This is a genomic window from Streptomyces sp. AM25 (genome assembly GCF_058146165.1).
Window position 1 is genome coordinate 105,963 of the sequence record NZ_JBKIWN010000006.1, and the last position, 21,919, is coordinate 127,881.

The window sequence follows — 21,919 nt, forward strand, 5'->3', positions numbered from 1 at the left end:
CCCCCCCCCCCCCCCCCCCACTGCAGGGAAACCGGCGGATCAGACGGTCTCCGGGAGCTCCTCGAGTCCCTCAGCGACCAGCTTGGCCAGACGGTCGAGCGCGGCCTCGGCACCGTCCGCCTCGGAGGCCAGGACGAGCTCCTCGCCACCCTGGGCGCCCAGGCCCAGCACGGCCAGCATCGAGGCGGCGTTGACGGGGTTCCCGTCCGCCTTGGCGACGGTCACGGGGACGCCCGCGGCGGTCGCCGCACGGACGAAGATCGACGCCGGGCGGGCGTGCAGGCCCTCGGCCCAGCCGACGTTTACGCGGCGCTCAACCATGGTGTTGCCCTTCGAGTCGTGAGCGGTTGTCTAGACCAGTGTCGCACGGGCCGCGCGGTGCTCGGTCGCACCGGTCGCGCTGGTCGCGTTGTCAGGGCTCCGCCGTACTCTGGCCCCATGCAGACGCCGTCCGAGCACGCGTACCCGGCGCATTGGGAAGCCGATGTCGTGCTGCGCGACGGCGGCACCGCGCAGATCCGCCCCATCACCCCCGGCGACGCGCAGCGCCTGGTCAGCTTCTACGAGCAGGTCTCGGACGAGTCCAAGTACTACCGCTTCTTCGCCCCCTACTCCCGGCTCTCCGACCGGGACGTGCACCGCTTCACCCACCACGACTACGTGGACCGCGTCGGCCTCGCCGCCACCGTCCACGGCGACTTCATCGCCACCGTGCGCTACGACCGCGTGCCCGCGGCGGGCGCCGGGGGCGAGGCCGAGGTCGCCTTCCTCGTACAGGACGCCCACCAGGGCCGCGGCCTCGCCTCCGCCCTCCTGGAGCACGTCGCGGCCGTCGCGCGCGAGCGCGGGATCGGGCGTTTCACGGCCGAGGTGCTGCCGGCCAACACGAAGATGATCAAGGTCTTCACGGATGCGGGCTACACCCAGAAGCGCAGCTTCGAGGACGGTGTCGTGCGCCTCGAGCTCGACCTGGAGCCCACCGACCGCTCCCTGGCCGTCCAGCGCGCCCGCGAGCAGCGCGCCGAGGCCCGGTCCGTCCAGCGCCTCCTCGCCCCCGGCTCCGTCGCCGTCGTCGGCACCGGCCGCGAGCCCGGCGGCATGGGCCGCACGGTCCTGCGCAACCTGCTCGCCGGCGGCTTCACCGGGCGCACGTACGCGGTCAACCACGCCTTCCCCGAAGGGCTTTCCCGGCTGGAGCCGGAGGGCGTCCCCGCCCACCGGTCGGTGCGCGGCATCGCGGAGCCGGTCGACCTGGCGGTCGTGGCCGTGCCAGCCGCGCAGGTGCCGTCCGTCGTGGCCGACTGCGGGGAGCACGGGGTGCAGGGCCTCGTCGTCCTCTCCGCCGGGTACGCGGAGAGCGGCCACGAGGGCCGCGAGCGGCAGCGCGAGCTGGTCCGGCAGGCGCGCTCGTACGGGATGCGGATCGTCGGGCCCAACGCCCTCGGCCTGATCAACACCGCCGGGGACGTCCGGCTCAACGCCTCCCTCTCGCCCGAGCTCCCCGCCGCCGGGCGGCTGGGGCTCTTCAGCCAGTCCGGCGCCATCGGCATCGCCCTGCTGGGCGGGCTGCACCGGCGCGCCGCCGGGCTGGTCGGCATCTCCACCTTCGTCTCCGCCGGGAACCGGGCGGACGTCTCCGGCAACGACTTCCTCCAGTACTGGTACGACGACCCGGAGACGGACGTCGTCCTGATGTACCTGGAATCCATCGGCAACCCCCGCAAGTTCACGCGCCTGGCCCGGCGCACCGCCGCCCGCAAGCCGGTCGTGGTCGTCAAGGGCGCCCGGCACGGCGCCGCCGCCCCCGCCGGGCACACCGTGCCCACCACCCGCATCCCCGACGCCACCGTCTCCGACCTGCTGCGGCAGGCGGGCGTCATCCGCGTCGACACCGTCACGGAGCTGGCCGACGCCGGACTGCTGCTCGCCTCCCAGCCGCTCCCCGAGGGCCCGCGCGTGGCCATCCTGGGCAACTCCGAGTCCCTCGCGCTCCTCACCTACGACTCCTGCCTCACCGAGGGCCTGCGCCCGCTGCACCCGTACGACCTGACCACCGCCGCCACCCCGGAGAACTTCCGTTCGGCCCTGGCCGAGGCCCTGGTGGACCCCGACTGCGACGCGGTCGTGGTCACCGCCATCCCCTGGGTCGGGGACACCTCCGCCGCCGACCTGGCGGGCGCCGTGCGCGCGGCGGTGGCCGCCTCCCCGGCCGCGAAGCCGGTGGCCGTGGTGCACCTGGAGATCGCGGGTCTGGCCGAGGCGCTGGCGGCCCCGCCGGCCGCCGAGGGGGACGGCTCCGTACGGATCCCCGCCTATCCCGCCGCCGAGCGCGCCGTCCGGGCCCTCGCGGAGGCCGTGGGGTACGGACGGTGGCGGCGGCAGGCCGCCGAGCCCGGCCGGGTGCCGGAGTTCGAGGACATCGACGAGGCGGGGGCCGCCGCCGACATCGAGGTGCTGCTCGAGGCGCACGGGGCCGGTGCGGAGCGGGCCGTCACCCTCTCCGCCGCCGACACCCAGCGGCTCCTGGCCCGCTACGGCATCGCCGCCCTGCCCGCCCTGCCCGCGCCGGACCCGGAGAGCGCCGTCCGCGCCGCGCAGCGCCTCGGCTTCCCCGTCGCCCTCAAGCCGACCGCCCCGCACCTGCGGCACCGCGCCGACCTCGGCGGCGTCCGGCTCGGCCTGGGCAGCGAAGTCGAACTGCGCCGCGCCTACGACGAGTTGACCGGGCTGTTCGGCCCGGGCGAGCAGTCCCGGCTCGTCGTGCAGGCGATGGCGCAGCGCGGCGTCGACACGGTGGTCCGGGCCGCCATCGACCCCGCCGCCGGGGCCGTGCTCTCCTTCGGCCTGGCCGGTGCGCCGTCCCTGCTGCTCGGGGACACGGCCCACCGGCTGATACCCGCCACCGACCGCGACGCCGCCGAGATCGTCCGCTCCATCCGCACGGCCCCGCTGCTCTTCGGCTGGCGCGGTGCCGCCCCGGTGGACACCGCCGCCCTGGAGGAGCTGCTGCTGCGCGTCTCGCGCCTGGTCGACGACCACCCCGAGGTCGTCGGCGCGGACCTGGAGCCCGTGATCGTCGCCCCGCGCGGGGTGCACGTCCTCGGCGCCTCCCTCCGGCTCGCCCGGCCGCCCGCCCGGACGGACCTGGGCCCGCGCAGTCTGCCGCACTACTGACGCCCGTCGGCGGCAAGGGCCCGGCGGCCGGGCCCCGTACGCCCCGTAGGATGGGCGTATGGCGAAGACCGGTACGACGACCCAGGGGCTGCGCGCAGCCATTGAGCGCAGCGGCTACTACCCGGCCCTCGTGGCCGAGGCGGTGGAGGCCGCCGTGGGCGGGGAGCCGGTCGTGTCGTACCTGGTCCACCAGGAGACGACCTTCGACGCGAACGAGGTCCGCCGCCATGTGACGGTCCTGGTCCTCACGGGCACCCGCTTCATCGTCAGCCACACCGACGAGCAGGCCGCCGACAACACCTCGCCCTCGCCGTACGCCACCACGTCCACGGAGTCCGTGAAGCTCGACCGGATCTCCTCGGTCGTGGTCAGCCGCGTCGTCGCCAACCCCGAGTCCTACACCCCGGGCACGCTGCCCCGCGAGGTCGTCCTGACCATCGGCTGGGGCGCGGTCTCCCGGATCGACCTGGAGCCCGCCGCCTGCGGCGACCCCAACTGCGACGCCGACCACGGCTACACCGGCTCCTCCACCGCCGACGACCTGAGCCTGCGGGTCAGCGAGGCGGGTGACGGCCCGGACAGCGTCCGCCAGACCCTCGCCTTCGCCCAGGCCCTGTCCGAGGCGACCGTGGTGACCGCCCGCTGATGCATCAGCCCACCACCGCGGGTTCCGCCTGGCACGAGCCGGTCCCGCTCGACCCCCGCACCGCCCCGCTGCCGCGCTACGGCACCGGCGCGCTCGCGGACCTGCTGCCGGCCGCCGTGTCCGGCATGGGCGTGCCCGGGTTCACGACGGGCCTGGAGCTGGCGCCCGCCGACCGGGTCTGCGTGTTCCTGATCGACGGCCTGGGCTGGGAGTTGCTGCGCGCGCACCCGGACGAGGCGCCGTTCCTGCACTCGCTGATGGCGAGTTCGATGAACGGCACCGGCGCGCCGATGACCGCCGGCTTCCCGTCCACCACGGCCACCTCGCTCGCCTCGGTGGGCACGGGTCTGCCGCCCGGTGCCCACGGCCTGGCGGGGTACACGGTCGCCGACCCCGGCACCGGGCAGCTGATGAACCAGCTGCGCTGGCGGCCCTGGACCGACCCGCACGTCTGGCAGCCCTACCCCACGGTCTTCCAGCTCGCCGACGCGGCCGGGATCGCCACCTGCCAGGTCTCCGCACCGGACTTCCAGCACACCCCGCTGACGAAGATCGCGCTGAGCGGCGGCACCTTCCACGGCCGCCTTTCCGGCGAGGAGCGGATGGACTTCGCCGCCGACCGGCTGGCGGCCGCCGACCGCTCGCTCGTCTACACGTACTACAGCGAGGTCGACGGCAAGGGGCACCGCTTCGGCGTCGACTCCGACGAGTGGCGCGGGCAGTTGATGTACGTCGACCTGCTCGCCCAGCGGCTGGCCGAACAGCTGCCGCCCCGCTCGGCGCTCTACGTCACCGCCGACCACGGCATGATCGACATCCCGTTCGACCCCGAGTCGCGCATCGACTACGACGAGGACTGGGAGCTGCGCGCCGGCGTCGCCCTGCTGGGCGGCGAGGCCCGGGCCCGGCACGTCTATGCGGTGCCCGGCGCGGCCGCGGACGTGCTGGCCGTGTGGCGCGACGTCCTCGGCGAGCAGATGTGGGTCGCCGGGCGCGACGAGGCCATCGAGGCCGGGTGGTTCGGACCACCGGGCGCGGGCGTCGACGACCGGGTGTACGCCCGCATCGGCGACGTGGTCGCCGCCGCACGCGACGACGTCGCCGTCGTCGCCACGGAGACCGAGCCCAACGAGTCCGCGATGGTCGGGCTGCACGGCTCGATGACGCCCGTCGAACAGCTCGTACCGCTGCTCGAAGTGCGCTCCTGATCCCCCCACGCACCTTCCTGCGAACGCTTCCCCCCCCTCAACCGAAAGGCAGTCGGCCTTCCCATGCCCGAGCTGGTGTTCTTCTCCGGAACCATGGACTGCGGAAAGAGCACCCTCGCTCTGCAGATCGAGCACAACCGCTCGGCCCGCGGCCTGCAGGGCCTGATCTTCACCCGCAACGACCGTGCGGGCGAGGGGAAGCTGTCCTCCCGGCTCGGCCTCGTCACCGACTCCGTGGAGGCGGGCGAGGGGTTCGACTTCTACGCGCACGTCGTGGGCGTGCTGTCCGCGGGCGGCCGGGCCGACTACGTCATCGCCGACGAGGCGCAGTTCCTCGACCCCGAGCAGATCGACCAGCTGGCCAGGGTCGTCGACGACCTCGAACTCGACGTCTTCGCCTTCGGCATCACCACCGACTTCCGCACCCGGCTCTTCCCCGGCTCCCGGCGCCTCGTCGAGCTCGCCGACCGGATCGAGGTCCTCCAGGTCGAGGCCCTGTGCTGGTGCGGGGCGCGGGCCACCCACAACGCCCGTACGGTCGGCGGGCAGATGGTGGTGGAGGGCGCGCAGGTCGTCGTCGGCGACGTCAACCAGCCGCAGGCCGAGGTCGGTTACGAGGTGCTGTGCCGGCGCCACCACCGCCGCCGGATGACGGCGGCCGCGGCCCATGCCGCCGCCCTCTCGCCCGACGTGCTGCCGGTGGACCCCGACGGGCCGGCCGCCTGACGCTCCGCACGGTCAGCGGCCGGACTGCAGAAGGGTGAAGACCGCGCCCTCGAGGTCCTCGACCGTGGCCTGATGCCCCGCGGGGCCCCGGTGCGGGGCCTCGTCGATCCGGCCGCCCAGCTCCACGACCCGGCGGGCGGCGGCTTCGACGTCCGTCACCTCGAAGTACGTCATCCACAGCGGCATCCGCAGCTCCGGGCCCGCACTGCGGATCGCCGCGACCGGGCGGCCGTCCAGATGCAGGGTGAGCGTGTCGGACTCCAGGCCGCCCGAGGCCTTGGTCTCGTAGCCGAAGAGCGACTGGTAAAACTTGACCACACTGGCGCCTTGATGGGTCACCAGTTCGTGCCAGACCGGTACGCCCGGTGTGCCCGCGGGGCCCTGGCCCACCAGGTCCTGCCCCTGCCAGACGCCGAAGAGCGCACCGGCCGGGTCGGACGCCAGCACCAGCCGCCCGGCGTCGTCCGCCGCCAGCGGACCCACGCCGACCGTGCCGCCGCAGCAGCGGATCCACTCCGCGGCGGCGTCCGCATCGTCGCTCGCCAGATAGGTGGTCCAGGCGATGCGGAGTTGACGGTCCGGCGGCAGCTCGCCGATGCCGGCCACGTCACGTCCGTCGATCGTGGCACGTACGTACGGGCCCAGTTGACGCGGGCCCGGGTGGTAGTAGTCCCAGCCGAACAGGCCGCTGTAGAAGTCCTTGGTGGCCTCCAGGTCGTGCACCAGGAGACTGGTCCAGCACGGTGTGCCCGGTGCGTGCCGCGTCTCCTCCTCGCGGCTCTCGGAGAATCCCCATACCTCGGTCATCGTCACTCTCTCCTCGGCCCATTCGCGGCGGCAGCGCGACCGCGGCGGTCCGCGGCGCGCGGGGGTGGTACGGGACGGTGCCCGACCAGATGCTTGCACCACCCGTCGCGGCGCGCTCCCCGGCCGCGCCGAATGTCACGGGTTCGCGCAGGAGAATGCCCGAAATCGCGTTTCGCTTCCGTTTCCGCGGCATTGCCGTCCAGTATCGGTCCGTCATGCGCTGTCCCGCCAGGGGGCCGTGAGGCGTAGAGACCTCCGGTCCGTCTGCGCCAGGATGGTGGCCATGGATGCGATCATCACGGCAAGCCGATGGGTGGACGAGGCGACGGGGGAGCGGCCGCCGGTGCTCCTGGACGTCCGCTGGGAGATGACCCTCGCGAAGGCGGGCGGACAGCCGGCGGGGCCGACGGGCCGGGCCGCGTACGAGGCCGGGCACCTGCCCGGTGCGGTCTTCGTGGACCTGGACGCCGAACTGGCCGGCCCTCCCGGGCCGCAGGGGCGTCATCCGCTTCCGGACCTCGGGGCGTTCGGCGCGGCCATGCGCCGGGCCGGGGTCTCCGCGGACCGGCCGGTCGTCGTGCACGACGGCGGCCAGGGGTGGGCCTCGGCGCGCGCCTGGTGGCTGCTGCGCTGGGCGGGGCACCCGGACGTCCGCGTCCTCGACGGCGGCGTCACCGCGTGGACCGCGGCCGGCGGTGCGCTGACCACCGAGGTCCCCGCGGTGCCGGAGGGCGACTTCACGCCCCGGCCCGGGGCACTGCCCGTGCTCGACGCGGACGGTGCGGCGGCGCTGGCGCGGCGGGGCGTGCTGCTGGACGCGCGGGCGGGGGAGCGGTACCGGGGCGAGGTGGAGCCGGTCGATCCGGTCGCCGGGCACATCCCCGGCGCGGTCTCGGCCCCGACGACGGAGAACGTGGCCGCGGACGGCCGCCTGCGCCCCGCGGCGGACCTCGCCGCCCGCTTCGCCGCCCTGGGCGCCGGCCCGGACGCCGAGGTCGGCGTCTACTGCGGCTCGGGGGTCTCGGCCGCCCACGAACTCCTGGCCCTGACCGTGGCCGGGGTGCCGGCGGCGCTGTACGTGGGCTCCTGGAGCGAGTGGTCGGCCGCGGGGCGGCCGGTCTCCACGGGGGCCGAGCGGGGCTGAGGGCCTTGGCGGCGGTGCCGCCGTATCGGCTGCCGCCGGCCGGGGCGGGGGTCGGTCCGGCACCTCCCCCAGCTACCGCTGGGGGTACCCCCAGCTGCGCCGCGTGGGTTGCTCGCCGTCGCGGCGGGGGAGAAGCACGCTGGCGCCCCCGCCGGGCCCGCCGGGGCGACGCCGGTTCGGCACATCCCCCAGCTGCGCCGCGTCGGCTGCTCGCCGTCGCGGCGGGGGGAAACTTGGCGCCCGTAACGGCAACAGCGCCGTGTTCCGTGCCTCCGCCGCAACGGCGAGGAGCCGGACAGACCTGTCCGGCGGTGCCGAACCGGCAGCGGCCCGGCAAGCCGTGGCTCCACGCCGGCGGCCCGGCTCAGGGCCGTCGTTCGGTGACCCGACCGGAGGTCACTCCGGTTTCTTGCGCCGGGTGCCGAACACGATCTCGTCCCAGCTCGGCACCGCCGCCCGGCGCCCGGGGCGGACGCCGTCCGCCTCGGCCTGGCGGTCCGTGGTGCCGACGAGCCGATCCCGGTGCCCGGCGACGGAGCGCGGCATGAGCACGTCCGCATAGGCGGAGCCCGCGCTGGCCGCCGGGGCCGGCGGCTCCGCGGCCTCCGGCTCGTCCGTCGGCGACTCGGGCGCGGCGGACGGGGGCTCCGGCACGACCATGTCGCCCCGGAAGCTGGGCACCGCTTCGAGCAGGCTCGTCAGGGAGTCCCGCTCCTTCTCCGGCGGAGCCTCCGGCACGGTCCCGGCATCCGCCTCCGACGCGGGTGCCGGCTGGCGGTCCAGCGGCCGGTCCCGCGGCAGCCGTGCGATGCGCGGCACGAAGGGGAAGCTCGGCTCGGGGGTGTCCTCGGCCTCGCCGATGAGGGCGCGCGCCTCGTCGTCCAGCGCCTGAACGATCCGGCGCGGCGGGTCGTACGTCCAGCTCGCCGCGCGCGGTTCGCCGGAGGCGCGGTAGACGAGGAGCACCTCCCAGGTGCCGTCGTCGCGCCGCCAGGAGTCCCACTGCGCGGTGTCCTTGTCGGCGCCGCGCACGATCAGCCGCTCGGCGACCGTCTCGCCCAGCTGCGGCCCGGTGCTCTCGCCGGGGCGGCGGACCGGCGTCTTGCGGGCCCGCTCCGCCATGAAGGCGCGCTCGGCGAGCACGGGGCCCTCGAAGCGACGGACCCGCTCCACGGGGATGCCGGCGAGCTGGGCGACCTCCTCCGCCGTGGCACCGGCCCGGATGCGGGCCTGGATGTCGCGGGGCCGGAGGTGGCTCTCCACCTCGATCTCGATCTGGCCCAGCCGTGCACGGTCGTTCCGCACGGCGGCGCGCAGCCGCTCGTCGATGGGAAGCGTGTACTCCGTGCTGTCCGCAGCCTTGAGCACCAGACGTGTGCCGTCGTTGGAGACTGCCACGACACGCAGTTCGGGCATGGGGACCTCCCGGGTGGTGCCTGCCGACGTCACCTGCGTCGCTGCTTCCGCTAGTCGAGTGTGGCCTGCCCGGGTAGCAGCCTGCCACAACATTGCCGAGTTGACGGGGCGAGAGCCGCCCGGGCCCCCTCCCGTTGGGTCCGGGCAGCCGGACGGGATATTGGGGCCAGGGCTCGTCACAGTACTCCATTCGGGCCACTGGGCGTGGATCGGCGCGCCAGCGAAGTTCACGTGCCTCAAGGGAGTTGAGCGCGTCCCTCGGACCGGAGGACGTCGCCGCAGGTGGCGAGGTTCACACAATCGCCCGATTCGGAACTGTTCGTTACCCTCGAATGTCCCTTCTAGCTGCAAGACGGCATGAAAGGACCGGCAGAGGCGGAGATGGACGACAAAGCCGAAAGTGAGGCAAAAGCCAAGGGCAAGCGGCTGGACCTGAGCGTTGCGCAGGTGGCCGGTAGTGCCCTTGCGGCGGTCATAGCCGCCATGCTCGCGGGCAAGCTCGGCGTCTACGGCACGGTGATCGGCGCCGGTGTCGTCAGCGTGGTCGCCACCACGGGCGGAACGGTCTTCCAGCACGTGTTCAGGCGTACGGGCGAGCAGGTGCGGGAGGCGACGACCCAGGCGGCCAGGCCCAGGCCGGGGCCCGGGCCCGGGCAGGGTCCGGACCGGGACGACCGGCGGGATCCCGACCGCACCCAGCTCCTCGGCCAGGTCGACGCGACGCAGCTCGGGGCGCACGCGGGTGCGCGCCCCGGCGCGCAGGACACGGCGTACACCGATCACTACTCCGAGGACTACACGGACGGCACAACGCACGGCACCAGGCTGCGCGGCTGGAGGCGCCCGGCGCTGGCCGCCGGTGCGATCTTCGTGCTGGCGATGGGCACCGTGACCGCCGTCGAGCTGGTCTCGGGCTCCAGCGCGGACGGCGGGGACGGCACGTCGGTCGGGCAGATCTTCAATCCGGGTTCGGGCGGGAAGAAGCAGGACCCGGGCCCGTCGAAGCCCTCGCCGCACCACCCGCAGGACGACTCGGGCGACGGCCGGGGCGGCGGCGGGACACCGTCCCCCGACGCCTCCCCGCAGGGCGGCGGCTCGGGCAAACAGAGCCCGGACCCGACGCCCACGCCGTCCTCCGGCGGCGGTTCCTCGCCGTCGCCGCTGCAGCCGACTCCCGACCCCAGCGGTTCCCAGGGCGGCGGCAAGGACGACGGCAAGAGCGGCGGCTCGACCGGTGGGCAGGGCACCGGCGGCCAGGGCGGGGCGAGCCAGCCGCCCGCGCAGGGGCAGAACGCCGCTGCCGGTGCGGCCGGCACGGGCACGGGCCCGGTCTCGTAGCGCTCAGTCGCCCAGGACGCGCCGCAGGTAGTCGTTGCCGAAGACGCGGTGCGGGTCCAGCCGGTCCCGCACCGCGGCGAACTCCGCGAAGCGCGGGTAGGCCTCCGTCAGATAGGCGGCGTCCCGGGTGTGCAGCTTCCCCCAGTGCGGCCGCCCGCCGTGGGCCGTCATGATCCGCTCGGCGGCCGCGAAGTACGCCCGGTGCGGGGTGCCCCGGTACATGTGGACGGCTATGTAGGCGGTGTCCCGGCCGGAGGCGGTGGACAGCGGTATGTCGTCGGCGGGGGCGGTGCGCACCTCGACGGGGAAGCCGATCCGCAGCCGCATCCGCTCGATCGCGGCCCGCAGTTCGTGCAGCGCCGTCATCGCCGCCTCGCGCGGCACCGCGTACTCCATCTCCAGGAAGCGGACGCGGCGCGGGCTCGTGAAGACCTTGTAGGGGACGTCCGTGTAGCTGCGGGCGGACAGGGCGCTCCCGCTGACCCGCGCCAGCCCCGGAACCGTGGCGGGGACGGCCCGGCCGAGGGCGCAGACGGCGGCGAAGAGCCCGTTGGAGAGCAGTTCGTCCTCCACCCAGGCACCGATGCGGCCCAGCGGGGCCGCGGGGCCCGTGCTGCGGTTGTTGCGCTTGGTGAGGCAGCTCTCGGTGTGCGGGAACCAGAAGAACTCGAAGTGCTCGTTCTCGTCGGTCAGTTGTCCGAACTCCGCCGTGACCCGGCCGAGCGGCATCGGCTCCTCCTGCGCCCGGAGCAGGAACTCCGGCTCCACCGCGAAGGTCACCGAGGTGATCACGCCGAGCGCGCCGAGGCCGGTCCGGGCCGCCGCGAAGACGTCCGGGTTCTCCTGCGCCGAGCAGGTCAGCACGGAGCCGTCCGCCGTCACCAGCTCCAGGGCCCGGATCTGGGCGGCGATGGCGGCGGAGTCGCGGCCGGTGCCGTGGGTGCCGGTGCTGACGGCGCCGGAGACGGTCTGCTCCATGATGTCGCCCATGTTCGTCAGCGACAGGCCGTGCGTGGACAGCGTCTCGTTGAGCCGTCTGAGCGTGGTGCCGGCGGCGACCGTCACCGTTCCGGCGGCGCGGTCGACGGCGCGGACGCCGGTCAGCCGGTCGGGGCGGATCAGGAGCCCGTCGGTGACGGCCGCGGTGGTGAAGGAGTGGCCGCTGCCGGCCGCCTTCACCCGCAGCCCGTCGGCGGCGGCCGATGCGACCGCCGCGGCCACGTCCTCCGCCGAGGCGGGGGCCGCCGTCCGCCGGGGCCGGGCGGTGACGTTCCCCGCCCAGTTACGCCAGGTGCTGCTCGTTGCGCTCGCTCTGTTCGGTGCGGTGGTGCCGGTCTTTCCCGTCATGCGCGTCGGACCCTCCCCTTGCCAGCGGTACGGATGCCTCCGCCCGCTCCGGCGCCGGCCGCAGCCGGCGGTATCCGAGGAACGCGACCGCCGCCGCGACCACACCCGCCGCGCCGGGCACCGCGTACCCCGCGCGGGCGCCGGCGGCGTCCACCACCCATCCGGCGGCCGACGACCCGAGTGCCACGCCGACCGCGAGCCCGGTGCTCGTCCAGGTCATGCCCTCGGTCAGCTTCGCGCGCGGTACGTGCTGCTCGACGAGGGCCATCGTGGTCACCATCGTCGGTGCGATGGACAGGCCCGCGACGAAGAGCGCCACGGCCAGGAGCGGCAGGTTCCCGACCAGTTGGAGGGGGATCATACTCACGGCCATCGCACACACGCCCAGAACCCAGCGGCGCGCAGGATCGCCCTTGAGATGCAGCAGCCCGAAGACCGCGCCCGCCAGGCAGGAGCCCAGCGCGTAGACGGCGAGCACCAGGCTCGATGCGGCCTTGTGTCCCTGCGCGTCGGCGAAGGCCACGGTCACCACCTCCATCGAGCCGAACAGCGCACCCGTGGCGACGAAGGCCACCACCAGTACTTGCAGCCCCGGCGCGCGCAGCGCGGAGCCGCCGGTGTGCTCGCTGCGCGGGTGCGGGACGGGCTCGGTGGCGCGCTGCGCGGTCAGCCAGAAGACTCCGATGCCGAGGAAGCACGCGGCCAGCAGCGGCCCGGACTCCGGGAACCAGGCCGTGGACAGCCCGATCGACAGGATCGGCCCGACGATGAAGACCACTTCGTCGACGACCGACTCGGCCGAGTAGGCGGTGTGCAGCTCGCGCGGGGACCCGGCGAAGATCGCCGCCCACCGGGCACGCACCATCGAGCCCACGCTCGGCACGCAGCCGGCGCCGGCTGCGAAGACGAACAACGTCCAGTCGGGCCACCGCTGCTGAGCACTCACCAGCAGCCCGGCGATCGCGGTCAGCGCGACCAGCGTCACCGGGCGCAGCACCCGCCGCTGCCCGTGCCGGTCGATCAGCCGGGAGACCTGCGGGCCCATGAGCGCGGCGGCCAGCGCCAGGGTCGCGGAGAGGGCGCCGGCCAGCCCGTACCGTCCGGTGAGCTGCGAGACCATGGTCACGATGCCGATGCCCAGCATCGACAGCGGCATCCGGCCGAGCAGGCCTGCCGCGGAGAATCCCTTGGCTCCGGGGGCGGTGAATATCGCGCTGTAGGGACTGGACAAGACCGGCTCCGCAGACGTGGACGAGAGGGACGTGACGAGGGTGCCGTAAGGCGCGTAGGTGGCCGATACAGCTTACGTCCGTACGTCCGTACGACGCACGGCATTTCCCGGCTGTCGGTGCCGGGTGGCAGGATCGGAGCCATGCCGGATCAGCCAGCCCATGCCCCGTACGACGCCCTGTTGCTGCTCTCCTTCGGCGGGCCCGAGGGCCCGGACGACGTCGTCCCGTTCCTGGAGAACGTGACGCGCGGCCGGGGCATCCCCCGCGAGCGGCTCAAGGAGGTCGGGCAGCACTACTTCCTCTTCGGCGGCGTCAGCCCGATCAACGACCAGAACCGCGAGCTCCTGGCCGCCCTGCGCAAGGAGTTCGCCGCGCACGGCACGGACCTGCCGGTCCACTGGGGCAACCGCAACTGGGCGCCCTGCCTGACCGACACCCTGCGCGAGCTGGTGGCCGACGGGCACCGCCGCGTGCTCGTCCTCGCCACGAGCGCCTACGCCTCGTACTCCGGCTGCCGCCAGTACCGGGAGAACCTGGCGGACGCACTGGCCGCCCTGGAGGCCGAGGGCCTGCCGCTGCCGCGCATCGACAAGCTGCGGCACTACTTCAACCACCCGGGCTTCGTGCAGCCGATGGTCGAGTCCACGCTGGCCGCCCTCGCCGAGCTGCCCGAGGACGTGCGCGCGGGGGCCCGGCTGGCCTTCACCACGCACTCCATCCCGACCGCCGCGGCCGACACCTCCGGCCCGGTGGAGGCCCACGGCGACGGCGGGGCCTACGTCGCCCAGCACCTGGAGGTCGCGGGGCTGATCGCCGACGCCGTCCGTGAGGCCACCGGCACCGACCGGCCGTGGGAGCTGGTGTACCAGTCGCGCAGCGGCGCCCCGCACATCCCCTGGCTGGAACCCGACATCTGCGACCACCTGGAGGCCGTGCACGCCGAGGGCGCACCGGCCGTCGTCATGGTCCCCATCGGCTTCGTCTCGGATCACATGGAGGTCAAGTACGACCTCGACACCGAGGCCATGGCCAAGGCGGAGGAGCTGGGCCTGCCGGTGGCCCGTGCGGCCACCGTCGGGGCGGACCCGCGCTTTGCCGCAGCCGTGCGCGAGCTGGTGCTGGAGCGCGCCGCGAGCGAGCGCGGCGAGCGGCCGGAGCGGTGCGCGCTGGGCGCCCTCGGCCCGTCCCACGACCTCTGTCCCGTCGGCTGCTGCCCGGCCCGGGCCCCGCGCCCGGCCGCCGCCGGCGCCGACAGCCCGTACGCGCAAGGAGCACCCCGCACGTGACCGTGAACGCCGAACTGCTCGCCGTGGCCCTGGAGGCCGCCGACCTGGCCGGAACCCTGCTCAGGGACGGCCGCCCGGCCGACCTGGGCGTCGCCGCGACCAAGACCAGCCCCATCGACGTCGTCACCGAGATGGACATCGCCGCCGAGAAGCTCATCACCGGCTTCCTGGCCGAGCGGCGCCCGCACGACGGACTGCTGGGCGAGGAGGGCGCCAGCACCGAGGGCACCAGCGGGGTGCGCTGGGTGGTCGACCCGATCGACGGCACCGTCAACTACCTCTACGGGCTGCCCTCCTGGGCCGTCTCCATCGCCGCCGAGATCGACGGCGAGGCGGTCGTGGGCGTCGTGGCCGCCCCCATGCGCGGCGAGACGTACCGCGCCGTGCGCGGCGAGGGCGCCTTCGCCGGGGACCGGCGGCTGCGGGTGCGGCCGGCGCCCGCGGACGGGCTCGCCCAGGCGCTGATCGGCACCGGTTTCGGCTACCTCACCGAGCGCCGGGCCGCGCAGGCGGAGGTGCTGCGCACGCTGCTGCCGGAGGTGCGGGACATCCGGCGCGGGGGGTCGGCGGCGATCGACCTGTGCGACGTGGCCTGCGGCCGGCTGGACGGGTACTACGAGCGGGGGCTCAATCCCTGGGACTTCGCGGCGGGCGCGCTGATCGCGCGGGAGGCCGGTGCCCTGACGGGCGGTCGGCCGGGGGTCCGGGAGTCGGGGGAGCTGACGGTTGCGGCTGCGCCGGGGCTGTTCGAGCTGCTGCAAGGGCGGTTGGACGGGCTGGGGGCCTGGCACGACTGACGCCCGTCCGCGGGTCGGTGGGGGCTGGTCGCGCCCACGCGGCGGAGCCGCTGGGGGTACCTCCTGGGGGCACCCCCAGCGGTAGCTGGGGGAGTAACAGCCCCGCGCCCCCGACAGGACGAAAAAGGCGGGCGCCCCCGGGTTTACCAGGGGCGCCCGGAAGTCACGGGTCAGGCACTGACCCGTACCCCGTGTTCCGCCGCCAGGCGGTGGAGGTCGGCCAGTTCGGCCTCCTCGACATCGGCGAGAAAGTCGTCGCCGCTGCGGCGGGCTCGGTCGAGGTCGGTCCGGGTGTTCTCTATGCGCTGCAGAATGCCAGCGGTGAACGCGTCCATGGTGCTGCGCCCCCTTGTCGTGGGTCGGCGGCACGGGGGTGTGCCACGGCAGAAACGATCACGCGAGAGGTTTCCGGGTACGCGTGTACCCCGGGGGGAGCGTGATCGCGGGTGTGCAGACGTCTTCCCCACCCCCGCCCGACGGGAAACCTGCGGCCGCCGGGCAATCCGGAACGGGGCCTCTTACGGCCGGTTTATCGACGTTCAGGGCAGGATGGAGGGACCTACAGGAGTATCGAAGGAAGGACCTGCGCCGTGCGCGTACTCGTCGTCGAGGACGAGCAGCTGCTCGCCGATGCCGTCGCCACCGGACTGCGCCGGGAGGCCATGGCCGTCGACGTCGTCTACGACGGGGCCGCGGCACTGGAGCGGATCGAGATCAACGACTACGACGTCGTCGTGCTCGACCGCGACCTGCCGGTCGTCCACGGCGACGACGTCTGCCGCAAGGTCGTCGAGCTCGGCATGCCCACCCGCGTCCTGATGCTGACCGCCTCCGGCGACGTCAGCGACCGCGTGGCGGGCCTGGAGCTCGGTGCCGACGACTACCTGCCCAAGCCGTTCGCCTTCAGCGAGCTGGTGGCCCGGGTGCGGGCCCTGGGCCGGCGTACCACCGTCGCCCTGCCACCCGTCCTGGAGCGGGCCGGCATCAAGCTGGACCCCAACCGCCGCGAGGTCTTCCGCGACGGCCGCGAGGTGCAGCTGGCGCCGAAGGAGTTCGCGGTGCTGGAGGTGCTGATGCGCAGCGAGGGCGCCGTGGTCTCCGCCGAGCAGCTGCTGGAGAAGGCCTGGGACGAGAACACCGACCCGTTCACCAACGTCGTCCGGGTCACCGTCATGACCCTGCGCCGCAAGCTGGGCGAGCCCGCCGTCATCGTCACCGTGCCCGGTTCCGGATACCGGATCTGATCCGCGATGCCGACGACACCCCCCACCCCCGCCCCGCCGGCCGGGGCGCCCACCGCGCCGCCGCCCCCGAAGCCGACCTGGGACCCGCGCCAGCCGGTCGTCCGGCCGTTCCCCTGGCTGCGCCCGACGATCCGCATAAGGCTCACGCTGCTGTACGGCGGCATGTTCCTGATGGCGGGCGTGCTGCTGCTGACGATCATCTACCTGCTGGCCGCGAACGCGCTGAGCACCGGCAGCCAGCCGGTGATCAAGCTCATCGAGGGCAGCAAGGTCCAGGTCACCGGTGACACCTGCCCGGACCTCAAGAGCCCCGGTCTCACCGCGGAGCAGGCCAACAGCATCCTGAACGCCTGCATGTCCCACCAGCGCAGCCTGGCCCTGGAGGGCCTGTGGCGGCGCTCGCTGTTCGCGCTCCTCGGCCTCGCCGTGATCGCCTTCGCCTTCGGCTACGCGATGGCCGGCCGGGTGCTCTCGCCGCTCGGCAAGATCACCAGGACGGCCCGCCGGGTGGCCGGCACGGACCTGTCCCGGCGCATCGAACTGGGTGGCCCGGACGACGAGCTGAAGGAGCTCTCGGACACCTTCGACGAGATGCTCGACCGGCTGGAGCGGGCCTTCACCGCACAGCAGAGATTCGTGGCCAACGCTTCGCACGAGCTGCGCACCCCACTCGCGATCAACCGCACGTTGCTGGAGGTCACCCTCTCCGACCCCGGCGCGTCCTCGGAGCTCCAGCAGCTCGGCAAGACGCTGCTGGCCACCAACGAGCGCAGCGAGCAGCTCGTGGAGGGCCTGCTGCTGCTCGCCCGCAGCGAGAACGAGATCGTCGACCGCAAGCCCGTCGACCTCGCCGAGGTGGCCTCCCAGGCCGTGGACCAGACCCGGAGCGAGGCCCAGGAGCGCGGCGTGGAGCTCCGGGGCACCCGGCAGCCCGCGGTCGTCCAGGGCAACGGCGTGCTGCTGGAGCGGATCGCGCTGAACCTCGTGCAGAACGCCGTGCGCTACAACGTCCCGGACGGCTGGGTGGAGGTCACCACGCAGATCCGGCCGGGTCAGGCGGTGCTGGTGGTGGAGAACACCGGCCCGGTCGTCCCGGCCTACGAGGTGGACAACATCTTCGAGCCCTTCCGCCGGCTGCGCACCGAGCGCACCGGCAGCGACAAGGGCGTCGGCCTGGGGCTCTCCATCGTGCGCTCCGTGGCCCGCGCGCACGGCGGGCGGATCACCGCGGAGCCCCGCGAAGGGGGCGGGCTGGTGATGCGAGTGGTGTTCCCGCTCTAGTTCTCTGGGAGAATAGGGCACCCGCAGGTTCGCTTTGGGCGGAATTCATCCAGTCCGCCCGGCGCTGTGGATGTGTGTGATCGATCACATGCGGCCGGTTCAGGCCATCTACTCTCCGTGACCATATCGGCCGCCGGAACGCCGGGAAAATGCGGGTTTCCGGCAGCCTTGATCACGGGAAGTACACGGGATGGCGTGGCAGCACCCGGTACCGGGACCGTGTACGGTCCCCTTCGCCACCCCGCCCGATCACCTCTTCAGGTGTGCGGTTGGGTGTCGATTGAGTAACAGACCTTGATGTGAGGCAAAATCTCCGCCTCGGGTCGGGCACAAGTCCGGCCTCTCATGCGTTACGTGCGCTGGAGATACCGCAACCACCCAGAGGGGGAGAGCGACATGGCAACGGACTACGACACCCCACGCAAGACCGATGACGACGTCGATTCCGACAGCCTTGAAGAACTGAAGGCCCGGCGGAACGACAAGTCGGCGTCGTCCGTCGACGTGGACGACTTCGAGGCCGCCGAGGGCATGGAGCTGCCCGGCGCGGACCTCTCCAACGAGGAGCTGGCCGTCCGGGTCCTGCCCAAGCAGGCCGATGAATTCACCTGCATGAGCTGCTTCCTGGTGCACCACCGCAGCCAGCTGGCCCGCGAGAAGAACGGCCAGCCGATCTGCCGCGACTGCGATTGAGGCAGGGTCTGCCATGGCAGGCTCGATCCCGTTCCGGAAACGGCGCTCCCGCAGGCCCGGCCCGACCACCGGGGCCGCCGGGGGCGCCGCTTCGCCGACGGGTGACATCGTCCCCGCAGCGGTGACCGGCGGCCCGGCCGACGCGGACGCCGGGCGGGGCCGCACGGCCTCGCTCGCCGCAGCCGTCGGCCGCGGTGCCAGGAAGGGCGGCCGGGGAGCGCGGGCGGGCCTGTCCGCCGTCGCCGACCGGATCATCGCGAACGCCCCGCGCATCCCCGTGCGCGACCTCGCGACCCTCCGCGCCCAGTTCCCCGGCCTCGGCCCGGAGGAGCTCGCGGACAAGCTGGTGGCCGGTGCCGCCCACGGCACCTCCACCGTCGGCGCCGGAGTCGGCGCAGCGGCCATGCTCCCGGTACCGCCCGCCCTGCCGGCCGAGCTGGCGGCGGAGGTCATCGGCGTCGCCGCCGTGGAATTCAAACTGATCGCCGAGCTGCACGAGGTGTACGGCCTGCGGGCCCCCGGCAGCCTCGGCCAGCGGTCCATGGCCTATCTGGGCGCCTGGGCCGACGAGCGGGGCATCGACGTCACGGCCCCGCTGACGATCAATGCGGCGCTCGGCGTGCAGATGCGCCGCGAGCTGCGGCAGCGCGTCCTCAAGCGCACGTTCCGCAGCCTGCCCAACGTCACCCCCTTCATGATCGGGGCGACCGTGGGCGCGGTCATGAACCGCCGGGACACCAGGCGGCTCGCCGAGAAGGTGCGCAAGGACCTGCGCGCCCACCAGGTCCCCTGGGACGCGCCTACCGCCCGGCCCTGACCGCCTCGAGCGCCGCGGCCAGCCGCTGGGGGGAGCGGGTGGAGAGGTACACGTACGGGGTGGGGTCCGCCGGGTCGGTGACCTCGATCTTCACCGCCGTCGGGATGTAGCCGCGCAGCAGCATGAACGCCCGGGTGTCGGCCTTGAACGTCCGCCAGGCCCGCGCCTCCTCCGCGTCCAGGATCTCGGGCGCCCCCAGCGCCTCCGCCGGGATGCGCGCCTCGCCCGCGACGAGCGCACCCCCCACCACCCGGATCCGCACGGAGCCGTACGAGCTGACCGCCACCGTCGCCAGGGCCGCGCCGCCGATGAGCCCGCCGAGCATCGGCAGTGGGCCCAGGGGCAGCAGGATCAGTGCCAGGGCGACCCCGACGAGGACCGCGATGAACCACCAGGAACGGGGTGCGGTCAGGCGTTCTTCGTAAGGCTGCATGCGCCCAAGCTTGGCACGGACGGGACCGGGTGCCGTCGGCGCGGGTAAGGTCAGCCCCTGTGAGTGGACGAACGACAGCGCTGACACCGCCGGCCGGCGCCCGGCCGCCGGTGCGGCACCCCGAAGCCCCCGCGCCCGGAGAGATCATCGGGTCGCACTACGAACACTGCTTCGGCTGCGGCGGCGGCCAGCCGCACGGGCTGCACCTGGAGACGCGGGCCCGGGAGGGCGTGCGCGTCACGGCGGAGTTCCGGGTCAAGGAGGCCCACCAGGGCGCTCCCGGCCTGGCGCACGGCGGCGTGCTGGCCACGGCCCTGGACGAGACGCTGGGCGCGCTGGGCTGGATGCTGCGGGTGATCGCGGTGACCGGACGGCTGGAGACCGACTTCGTGCGGCCCGTCCCCGTGGACACCGTGCTGCACCTGGACGCCGAGGTGCTCGCGGTGCACCGCCGCAAGATCTACTGCACGGCCACCGGCCGGATCGGCGGCCCCGAGGGCCCGGTCGCGGTGCGCGCCGACGCGGTGTTCATCGAAGTCAAGATCGACCACTTCATCGAGAACGGCCGGTCCGCCGAGATCCAGGCCGTGCTGTCCGACCCCGACCAGGTGAAGGTCGCACGAGCCCTGGAAGTGAACCCGTGACGCGTGAGCCCGTCGACGTCCTGATCCGCCGCGTGGACCCCGAGGTGCAGCTTCCCGCGTACGGGCACCCCGGTGACGCCGGGTGCGACCTGGTCACCACCGAGCCCGCGGTGCTGGCGCCGGGGGAGCGGGCGGTGCTGCCCACCGGCATCTCCATCGCGCTGCCCGACGGCTATGCGGCCTTCGTGCACCCCCGCTCCGGGCTGGCCGCCCGGTGCGGGGTCTCCATGGTCAATGCCCCGGGGACCATCGATGCCGGGTACCGTGGAGAGATCAAGGTGATTGTGGTCAATCTGGACCCGCGCGAGAGCGTGCGGTTCGAACGGTTCGACCGCGTTGCCCAGTTGGTTGTCCAGCAGGTCGAGAAGGTCCGCTTCCACGAGGTGGCGGAGCTTCCCGGCTCGGCGCGGGGTGATGGGGGCTTCGGGTCCACCGGTGGCCACGCTGTCGTGGGGAATGGATTCGCTTCGGTCGTAGCCGACCGGGAAGGACAGTGACGTGTTCGGTCGTCGCCGCAAGCGCAGCGAGGACGCCGTCGACCAGGTCGACGGCGTGACCTCCGAGGAGTTGGCCGAGAGCGGGGAGACCACCGCGGACGCCGTGGCCGCCGCCCCGGTCCGGCTGGAGCCGGAGCCGCGCCCCGACGGGCCGTGGGACGTCTCCGAGGTGCCCGAGCCCGCCGAGGGCCGGGTGGACCTGGGCGGCCTGTTCGTGCCCGGCGTCGAGGGCATGGAGCTGCGGGTCGAGGTGGCCGGCGACGCGATCGTCGCGGCCACGGTGGTGCTGCGCGACAGCGCCGTCCAGCTGCAGGCCTTCGCCGCGCCCAAGCACGAGGGCATCTGGGGCGAGGTGCGCGCCGAGATCGCCGACGGCATCACCCAGCAGGGCGGTGCCGTGGAGGAGGTCGAGGGGTCGCTCGGCTGGGAGCTGCGGGCCCAGGTGCCGGTGGCGCTGCCCGACGGCACCAACGGCGTGCAGCTGGTGCGGTTCATCGGCTGTGACGGTCCGCGCTGGTTCCTGCGCGGCGTGATCTCCGGCCAGGGGGCCGTGCAGCCGCAGACCGCCGGGCTGCTGGAGCAGATCTTCCGGGACACGGTCGTCGTGCGCGGCCAGTCCCCGATGGCGCCCCGCGACCCGGTCGTGCTGAAGCTCCCCGACGACGCCCAGATGGTCGCCGAGGGCCTGCAGCAGGAGGAACAGGGCTCGCGCTTCGCGGGCGGTGTGGACCGTCTGCAGCGTGGCCCGGAGATCACCGAGGTCCGCTGAAAAGGCCGGAAACAACGGCCCGAAAACGTGCGCAGTACGGCTTGAACAAGCCGTTTCGCTGGGCCGGAACCCGTATAGCGGGTTCCGGCCCAGCGGCGTTTCCGCAGGTCCAGGCCATCCGCGTATGAATCCCGTCAAGGGGGCGCTAATGGCCGTAAGGGAGGCGTCAACAGAACCTGTACCCGGCGGTAACGGAGGTTTCCTCTAGAGGTCCGTTCATCCGAACCTCTCTAGGAGCACACGATGGCCGATGTGGCCTTCGTCGTCACCACGATCGCGGTTTTCGCGTTGGTGGCTCTCGTCGCCAAGGGGGTGACCAAGCTGTGACCGTCGAGAACATCGTCGGCCTGGTCGTGGCCGTCGCCCTGCTGGGCTACCTGATCCTCGCCCTCGTCTTCCCGGAGAGGTTCTGAGCAGCGA

At 73.6% G+C, this 21,919-nt stretch carries 23 protein-coding genes; 16 read left to right on the top strand and 7 right to left on the bottom strand.

Annotated elements, in window-relative coordinates; all coding sequences use genetic code 11:
• Window positions 1-39: 39 nt before the first annotated feature.
• Entirely contained in the window at window positions 40-321 is a 282-nt protein-coding gene (locus ACLHRZ_RS09405; protein ID WP_171083119.1) for an HPr family phosphocarrier protein, read from the bottom strand.
• A gap of 117 nt (window positions 322-438) precedes the next feature.
• Between ACLHRZ_RS09405 and ACLHRZ_RS09410 the strand changes: the two genes are divergently transcribed.
• The 4 genes from ACLHRZ_RS09410 (at window position 439) to ACLHRZ_RS09425 (ending at window position 5,754) form a co-directional block, all read left to right on the top strand.
• On the top strand, window positions 439-3,174 hold the full coding sequence (locus ACLHRZ_RS09410) for a bifunctional acetate--CoA ligase family protein/GNAT family N-acetyltransferase (RefSeq protein WP_490417845.1): 2,736 nt from the start codon (window positions 439-441) through the stop codon (window positions 3,172-3,174).
• 58 nt (window positions 3,175-3,232) lie between these two features.
• Entirely contained in the window at window positions 3,233-3,820 is a 588-nt protein-coding gene (locus tag ACLHRZ_RS09415) for a DUF5998 family protein (RefSeq protein WP_490417846.1), read from the top strand.
• Complete coding sequence (locus ACLHRZ_RS09420) at window positions 3,820-5,028, top strand: alkaline phosphatase family protein (protein WP_490417847.1); 1,209 nt, start codon at window positions 3,820-3,822, stop codon at window positions 5,026-5,028. Before ACLHRZ_RS09415 ends, ACLHRZ_RS09420 begins: the two co-directional genes overlap by 1 nt.
• A 63-nt stretch (window positions 5,029-5,091) precedes the next feature.
• The gene (locus ACLHRZ_RS09425) at window positions 5,092-5,754 is read left to right on the top strand and encodes a thymidine kinase (protein WP_490417848.1); all 663 of its coding nucleotides are present in this window, start codon (window positions 5,092-5,094) and stop codon (window positions 5,752-5,754) included.
• 12 nt (window positions 5,755-5,766) lie between these two features.
• On the opposite strand, the gene ACLHRZ_RS09430 is transcribed toward ACLHRZ_RS09425, so the two are convergent.
• Complete coding sequence (locus ACLHRZ_RS09430; protein WP_490417849.1) at window positions 5,767-6,561, bottom strand: VOC family protein; 795 nt, start codon at window positions 6,559-6,561, stop codon at window positions 5,767-5,769.
• Window positions 6,562-6,844: 283 nt separating this feature from the next.
• On the opposite strand from ACLHRZ_RS09430, the gene ACLHRZ_RS09435 reads away from it, so the two are divergent.
• Window positions 6,845-7,705: a sulfurtransferase gene (locus ACLHRZ_RS09435; protein WP_490417850.1), complete on the top strand. Its 861-nt coding sequence runs from the start codon at window positions 6,845-6,847 to the stop codon at window positions 7,703-7,705.
• A gap of 396 nt (window positions 7,706-8,101) precedes the next feature.
• Here the strand turns inward: ACLHRZ_RS09435 and sepH are convergent, their stop codons facing one another.
• Window positions 8,102-9,154: a septation protein SepH gene (sepH, locus tag ACLHRZ_RS09440; RefSeq protein ID WP_490417851.1), complete on the bottom strand. Its 1,053-nt coding sequence runs from the start codon at window positions 9,152-9,154 to the stop codon at window positions 8,102-8,104.
• Window positions 9,155-9,502: 348 nt separating this feature from the next.
• Here sepH and ACLHRZ_RS09445 point away from each other — a divergent pair, with 348 nt between their 5' ends.
• The gene (locus ACLHRZ_RS09445) at window positions 9,503-10,459 is read left to right on the top strand and encodes a hypothetical protein (RefSeq protein WP_490417852.1); all 957 of its coding nucleotides are present in this window, start codon (window positions 9,503-9,505) and stop codon (window positions 10,457-10,459) included.
• Between the two features lie 3 nt (window positions 10,460-10,462).
• Here the strand turns inward: ACLHRZ_RS09445 and ACLHRZ_RS09450 are convergent, their stop codons facing one another.
• Together ACLHRZ_RS09450 and ACLHRZ_RS09455 are read right to left on the bottom strand one after the other, a co-directional pair.
• A complete protein-coding gene (locus tag ACLHRZ_RS09450; RefSeq protein ID WP_490417853.1) occupies window positions 10,463-11,806 on the bottom strand; it encodes a D-arabinono-1,4-lactone oxidase in 1,344 nt (447 codons plus the stop codon).
• A complete protein-coding gene (locus ACLHRZ_RS09455) occupies window positions 11,742-13,037 on the bottom strand; it encodes an MFS transporter (protein ID WP_490417854.1) in 1,296 nt (431 codons plus the stop codon). Before ACLHRZ_RS09455 ends, ACLHRZ_RS09450 begins: the two co-directional genes overlap by 65 nt.
• Window positions 13,038-13,178: 141 nt before the next feature.
• Here ACLHRZ_RS09455 and ACLHRZ_RS09460 point away from each other — a divergent pair, with 141 nt between their 5' ends.
• Together ACLHRZ_RS09460 and ACLHRZ_RS09465 are read left to right on the top strand one after the other, a co-directional pair.
• Window positions 13,179-14,324: a ferrochelatase gene (locus ACLHRZ_RS09460; protein ID WP_490417855.1), complete on the top strand. Its 1,146-nt coding sequence runs from the start codon at window positions 13,179-13,181 to the stop codon at window positions 14,322-14,324.
• Window positions 14,321-15,121 carry an inositol monophosphatase family protein gene (locus tag ACLHRZ_RS09465; protein ID WP_490417856.1) on the top strand — a complete coding sequence of 267 codons (801 nt, stop codon included), beginning with the start codon at window positions 14,321-14,323 and terminating at the stop codon, window positions 15,119-15,121. Before ACLHRZ_RS09460 ends, ACLHRZ_RS09465 begins: the two co-directional genes overlap by 4 nt.
• Before the next feature lie 170 nt (window positions 15,122-15,291).
• Here the strand turns inward: ACLHRZ_RS09465 and ACLHRZ_RS09470 are convergent, their stop codons facing one another.
• The gene (locus ACLHRZ_RS09470) at window positions 15,292-15,456 is read right to left on the bottom strand and encodes a hypothetical protein (RefSeq protein ID WP_171083094.1); all 165 of its coding nucleotides are present in this window, start codon (window positions 15,454-15,456) and stop codon (window positions 15,292-15,294) included.
• Window positions 15,457-15,711: 255 nt separating this feature from the next.
• On the opposite strand from ACLHRZ_RS09470, the gene ACLHRZ_RS09475 reads away from it, so the two are divergent.
• The 4 genes from ACLHRZ_RS09475 (at window position 15,712) to ACLHRZ_RS09490 (ending at window position 19,156) form a co-directional block, all read left to right on the top strand.
• Window positions 15,712-16,365 (top strand): response regulator transcription factor, encoded by a 654-nt coding sequence (locus ACLHRZ_RS09475; RefSeq protein ID WP_490417857.1) that lies wholly within the window; start codon window positions 15,712-15,714, stop codon window positions 16,363-16,365.
• A 6-nt stretch (window positions 16,366-16,371) separates the two neighbouring features.
• Window positions 16,372-17,646, top strand: coding sequence for a sensor histidine kinase (locus ACLHRZ_RS09480; protein ID WP_490417858.1), 1,275 nt, complete (start codon window positions 16,372-16,374; stop codon window positions 17,644-17,646).
• A 396-nt stretch (window positions 17,647-18,042) separates the two neighbouring features.
• The gene (locus ACLHRZ_RS09485; RefSeq protein WP_109284094.1) at window positions 18,043-18,339 is read left to right on the top strand and encodes a DUF4193 domain-containing protein; all 297 of its coding nucleotides are present in this window, start codon (window positions 18,043-18,045) and stop codon (window positions 18,337-18,339) included.
• A 13-nt stretch (window positions 18,340-18,352) separates the two neighbouring features.
• Window positions 18,353-19,156, top strand: coding sequence for a hypothetical protein (locus ACLHRZ_RS09490; RefSeq protein WP_490417859.1), 804 nt, complete (start codon window positions 18,353-18,355; stop codon window positions 19,154-19,156).
• Here ACLHRZ_RS09490 and ACLHRZ_RS09495 read toward each other — a convergent pair.
• Window positions 19,140-19,589 carry a DUF3093 domain-containing protein gene (locus tag ACLHRZ_RS09495; protein ID WP_490417860.1) on the bottom strand — a complete coding sequence of 150 codons (450 nt, stop codon included), beginning with the start codon at window positions 19,587-19,589 and terminating at the stop codon, window positions 19,140-19,142. The genes ACLHRZ_RS09490 and ACLHRZ_RS09495 overlap by 17 nt on opposite strands.
• A 59-nt stretch (window positions 19,590-19,648) precedes the next feature.
• Between ACLHRZ_RS09495 and ACLHRZ_RS09500 the strand changes: the two genes are divergently transcribed.
• The 4 genes from ACLHRZ_RS09500 to kdpF all read left to right on the top strand — a co-directional run bounded on the left by ACLHRZ_RS09500 (window position 19,649) and on the right by kdpF (window position 21,912).
• Window positions 19,649-20,233, top strand: coding sequence for a PaaI family thioesterase (locus tag ACLHRZ_RS09500; RefSeq protein WP_490417861.1), 585 nt, complete (start codon window positions 19,649-19,651; stop codon window positions 20,231-20,233).
• Entirely contained in the window at window positions 20,230-20,730 is a 501-nt protein-coding gene (gene dut / locus ACLHRZ_RS09505) for a dUTP diphosphatase (RefSeq protein WP_490417862.1), read from the top strand. Before ACLHRZ_RS09500 ends, dut begins: the two co-directional genes overlap by 4 nt.
• 1 nt (window position 20,731) lies before the next feature.
• The gene (locus tag ACLHRZ_RS09510) at window positions 20,732-21,499 is read left to right on the top strand and encodes a DUF3710 domain-containing protein (RefSeq protein WP_490417863.1); all 768 of its coding nucleotides are present in this window, start codon (window positions 20,732-20,734) and stop codon (window positions 21,497-21,499) included.
• 323 nt (window positions 21,500-21,822) lie between these two features.
• Window positions 21,823-21,912: a K(+)-transporting ATPase subunit F gene (gene kdpF / locus ACLHRZ_RS09515; protein ID WP_116214304.1), complete on the top strand. Its 90-nt coding sequence runs from the start codon at window positions 21,823-21,825 to the stop codon at window positions 21,910-21,912.
• Window positions 21,913-21,919 lie beyond the last annotated feature (7 nt).

Coding starts and splice junctions, on each gene's coding strand:
- ACLHRZ_RS09420 (WP_490417847.1), top strand. CDS start 3,820: ATGCATCAGCCCACCACCGCGGGTTCCGCCTGGCACGAGCCGGTCCCG.
- ACLHRZ_RS09425 (WP_490417848.1), top strand. CDS start 5,092: ATGCCCGAGCTGGTGTTCTTCTCCGGAACCATGGACTGCGGAAAGAGC.
- ACLHRZ_RS09430 (WP_490417849.1), bottom strand. CDS start 6,561: ATGACCGAGGTATGGGGATTCTCCGAGAGCCGCGAGGAGGAGACGCGG.
- ACLHRZ_RS09470 (WP_171083094.1), bottom strand. CDS start 15,456: ATGGACGCGTTCACCGCTGGCATTCTGCAGCGCATAGAGAACACCCGG.
- ACLHRZ_RS09410 (WP_490417845.1), top strand. CDS start 439: ATGCAGACGCCGTCCGAGCACGCGTACCCGGCGCATTGGGAAGCCGAT.
- ACLHRZ_RS09495 (WP_490417860.1), bottom strand. CDS start 19,589: ATGCAGCCTTACGAAGAACGCCTGACCGCACCCCGTTCCTGGTGGTTC.
- ACLHRZ_RS09405 (WP_171083119.1), bottom strand. CDS start 321: ATGGTTGAGCGCCGCGTAAACGTCGGCTGGGCCGAGGGCCTGCACGCC.
- ACLHRZ_RS09450 (WP_490417853.1), bottom strand. CDS start 11,806: ATGACGGGAAAGACCGGCACCACCGCACCGAACAGAGCGAGCGCAACG.
- ACLHRZ_RS09445 (WP_490417852.1), top strand. CDS start 9,503: ATGGACGACAAAGCCGAAAGTGAGGCAAAAGCCAAGGGCAAGCGGCTG.
- ACLHRZ_RS09435 (WP_490417850.1), top strand. CDS start 6,845: ATGGATGCGATCATCACGGCAAGCCGATGGGTGGACGAGGCGACGGGG.
- ACLHRZ_RS09490 (WP_490417859.1), top strand. CDS start 18,353: ATGGCAGGCTCGATCCCGTTCCGGAAACGGCGCTCCCGCAGGCCCGGC.
- ACLHRZ_RS09415 (WP_490417846.1), top strand. CDS start 3,233: ATGGCGAAGACCGGTACGACGACCCAGGGGCTGCGCGCAGCCATTGAG.
- ACLHRZ_RS09480 (WP_490417858.1), top strand. CDS start 16,372: ATGCCGACGACACCCCCCACCCCCGCCCCGCCGGCCGGGGCGCCCACC.
- ACLHRZ_RS09460 (WP_490417855.1), top strand. CDS start 13,179: ATGCCGGATCAGCCAGCCCATGCCCCGTACGACGCCCTGTTGCTGCTC.
- ACLHRZ_RS09485 (WP_109284094.1), top strand. CDS start 18,043: ATGGCAACGGACTACGACACCCCACGCAAGACCGATGACGACGTCGAT.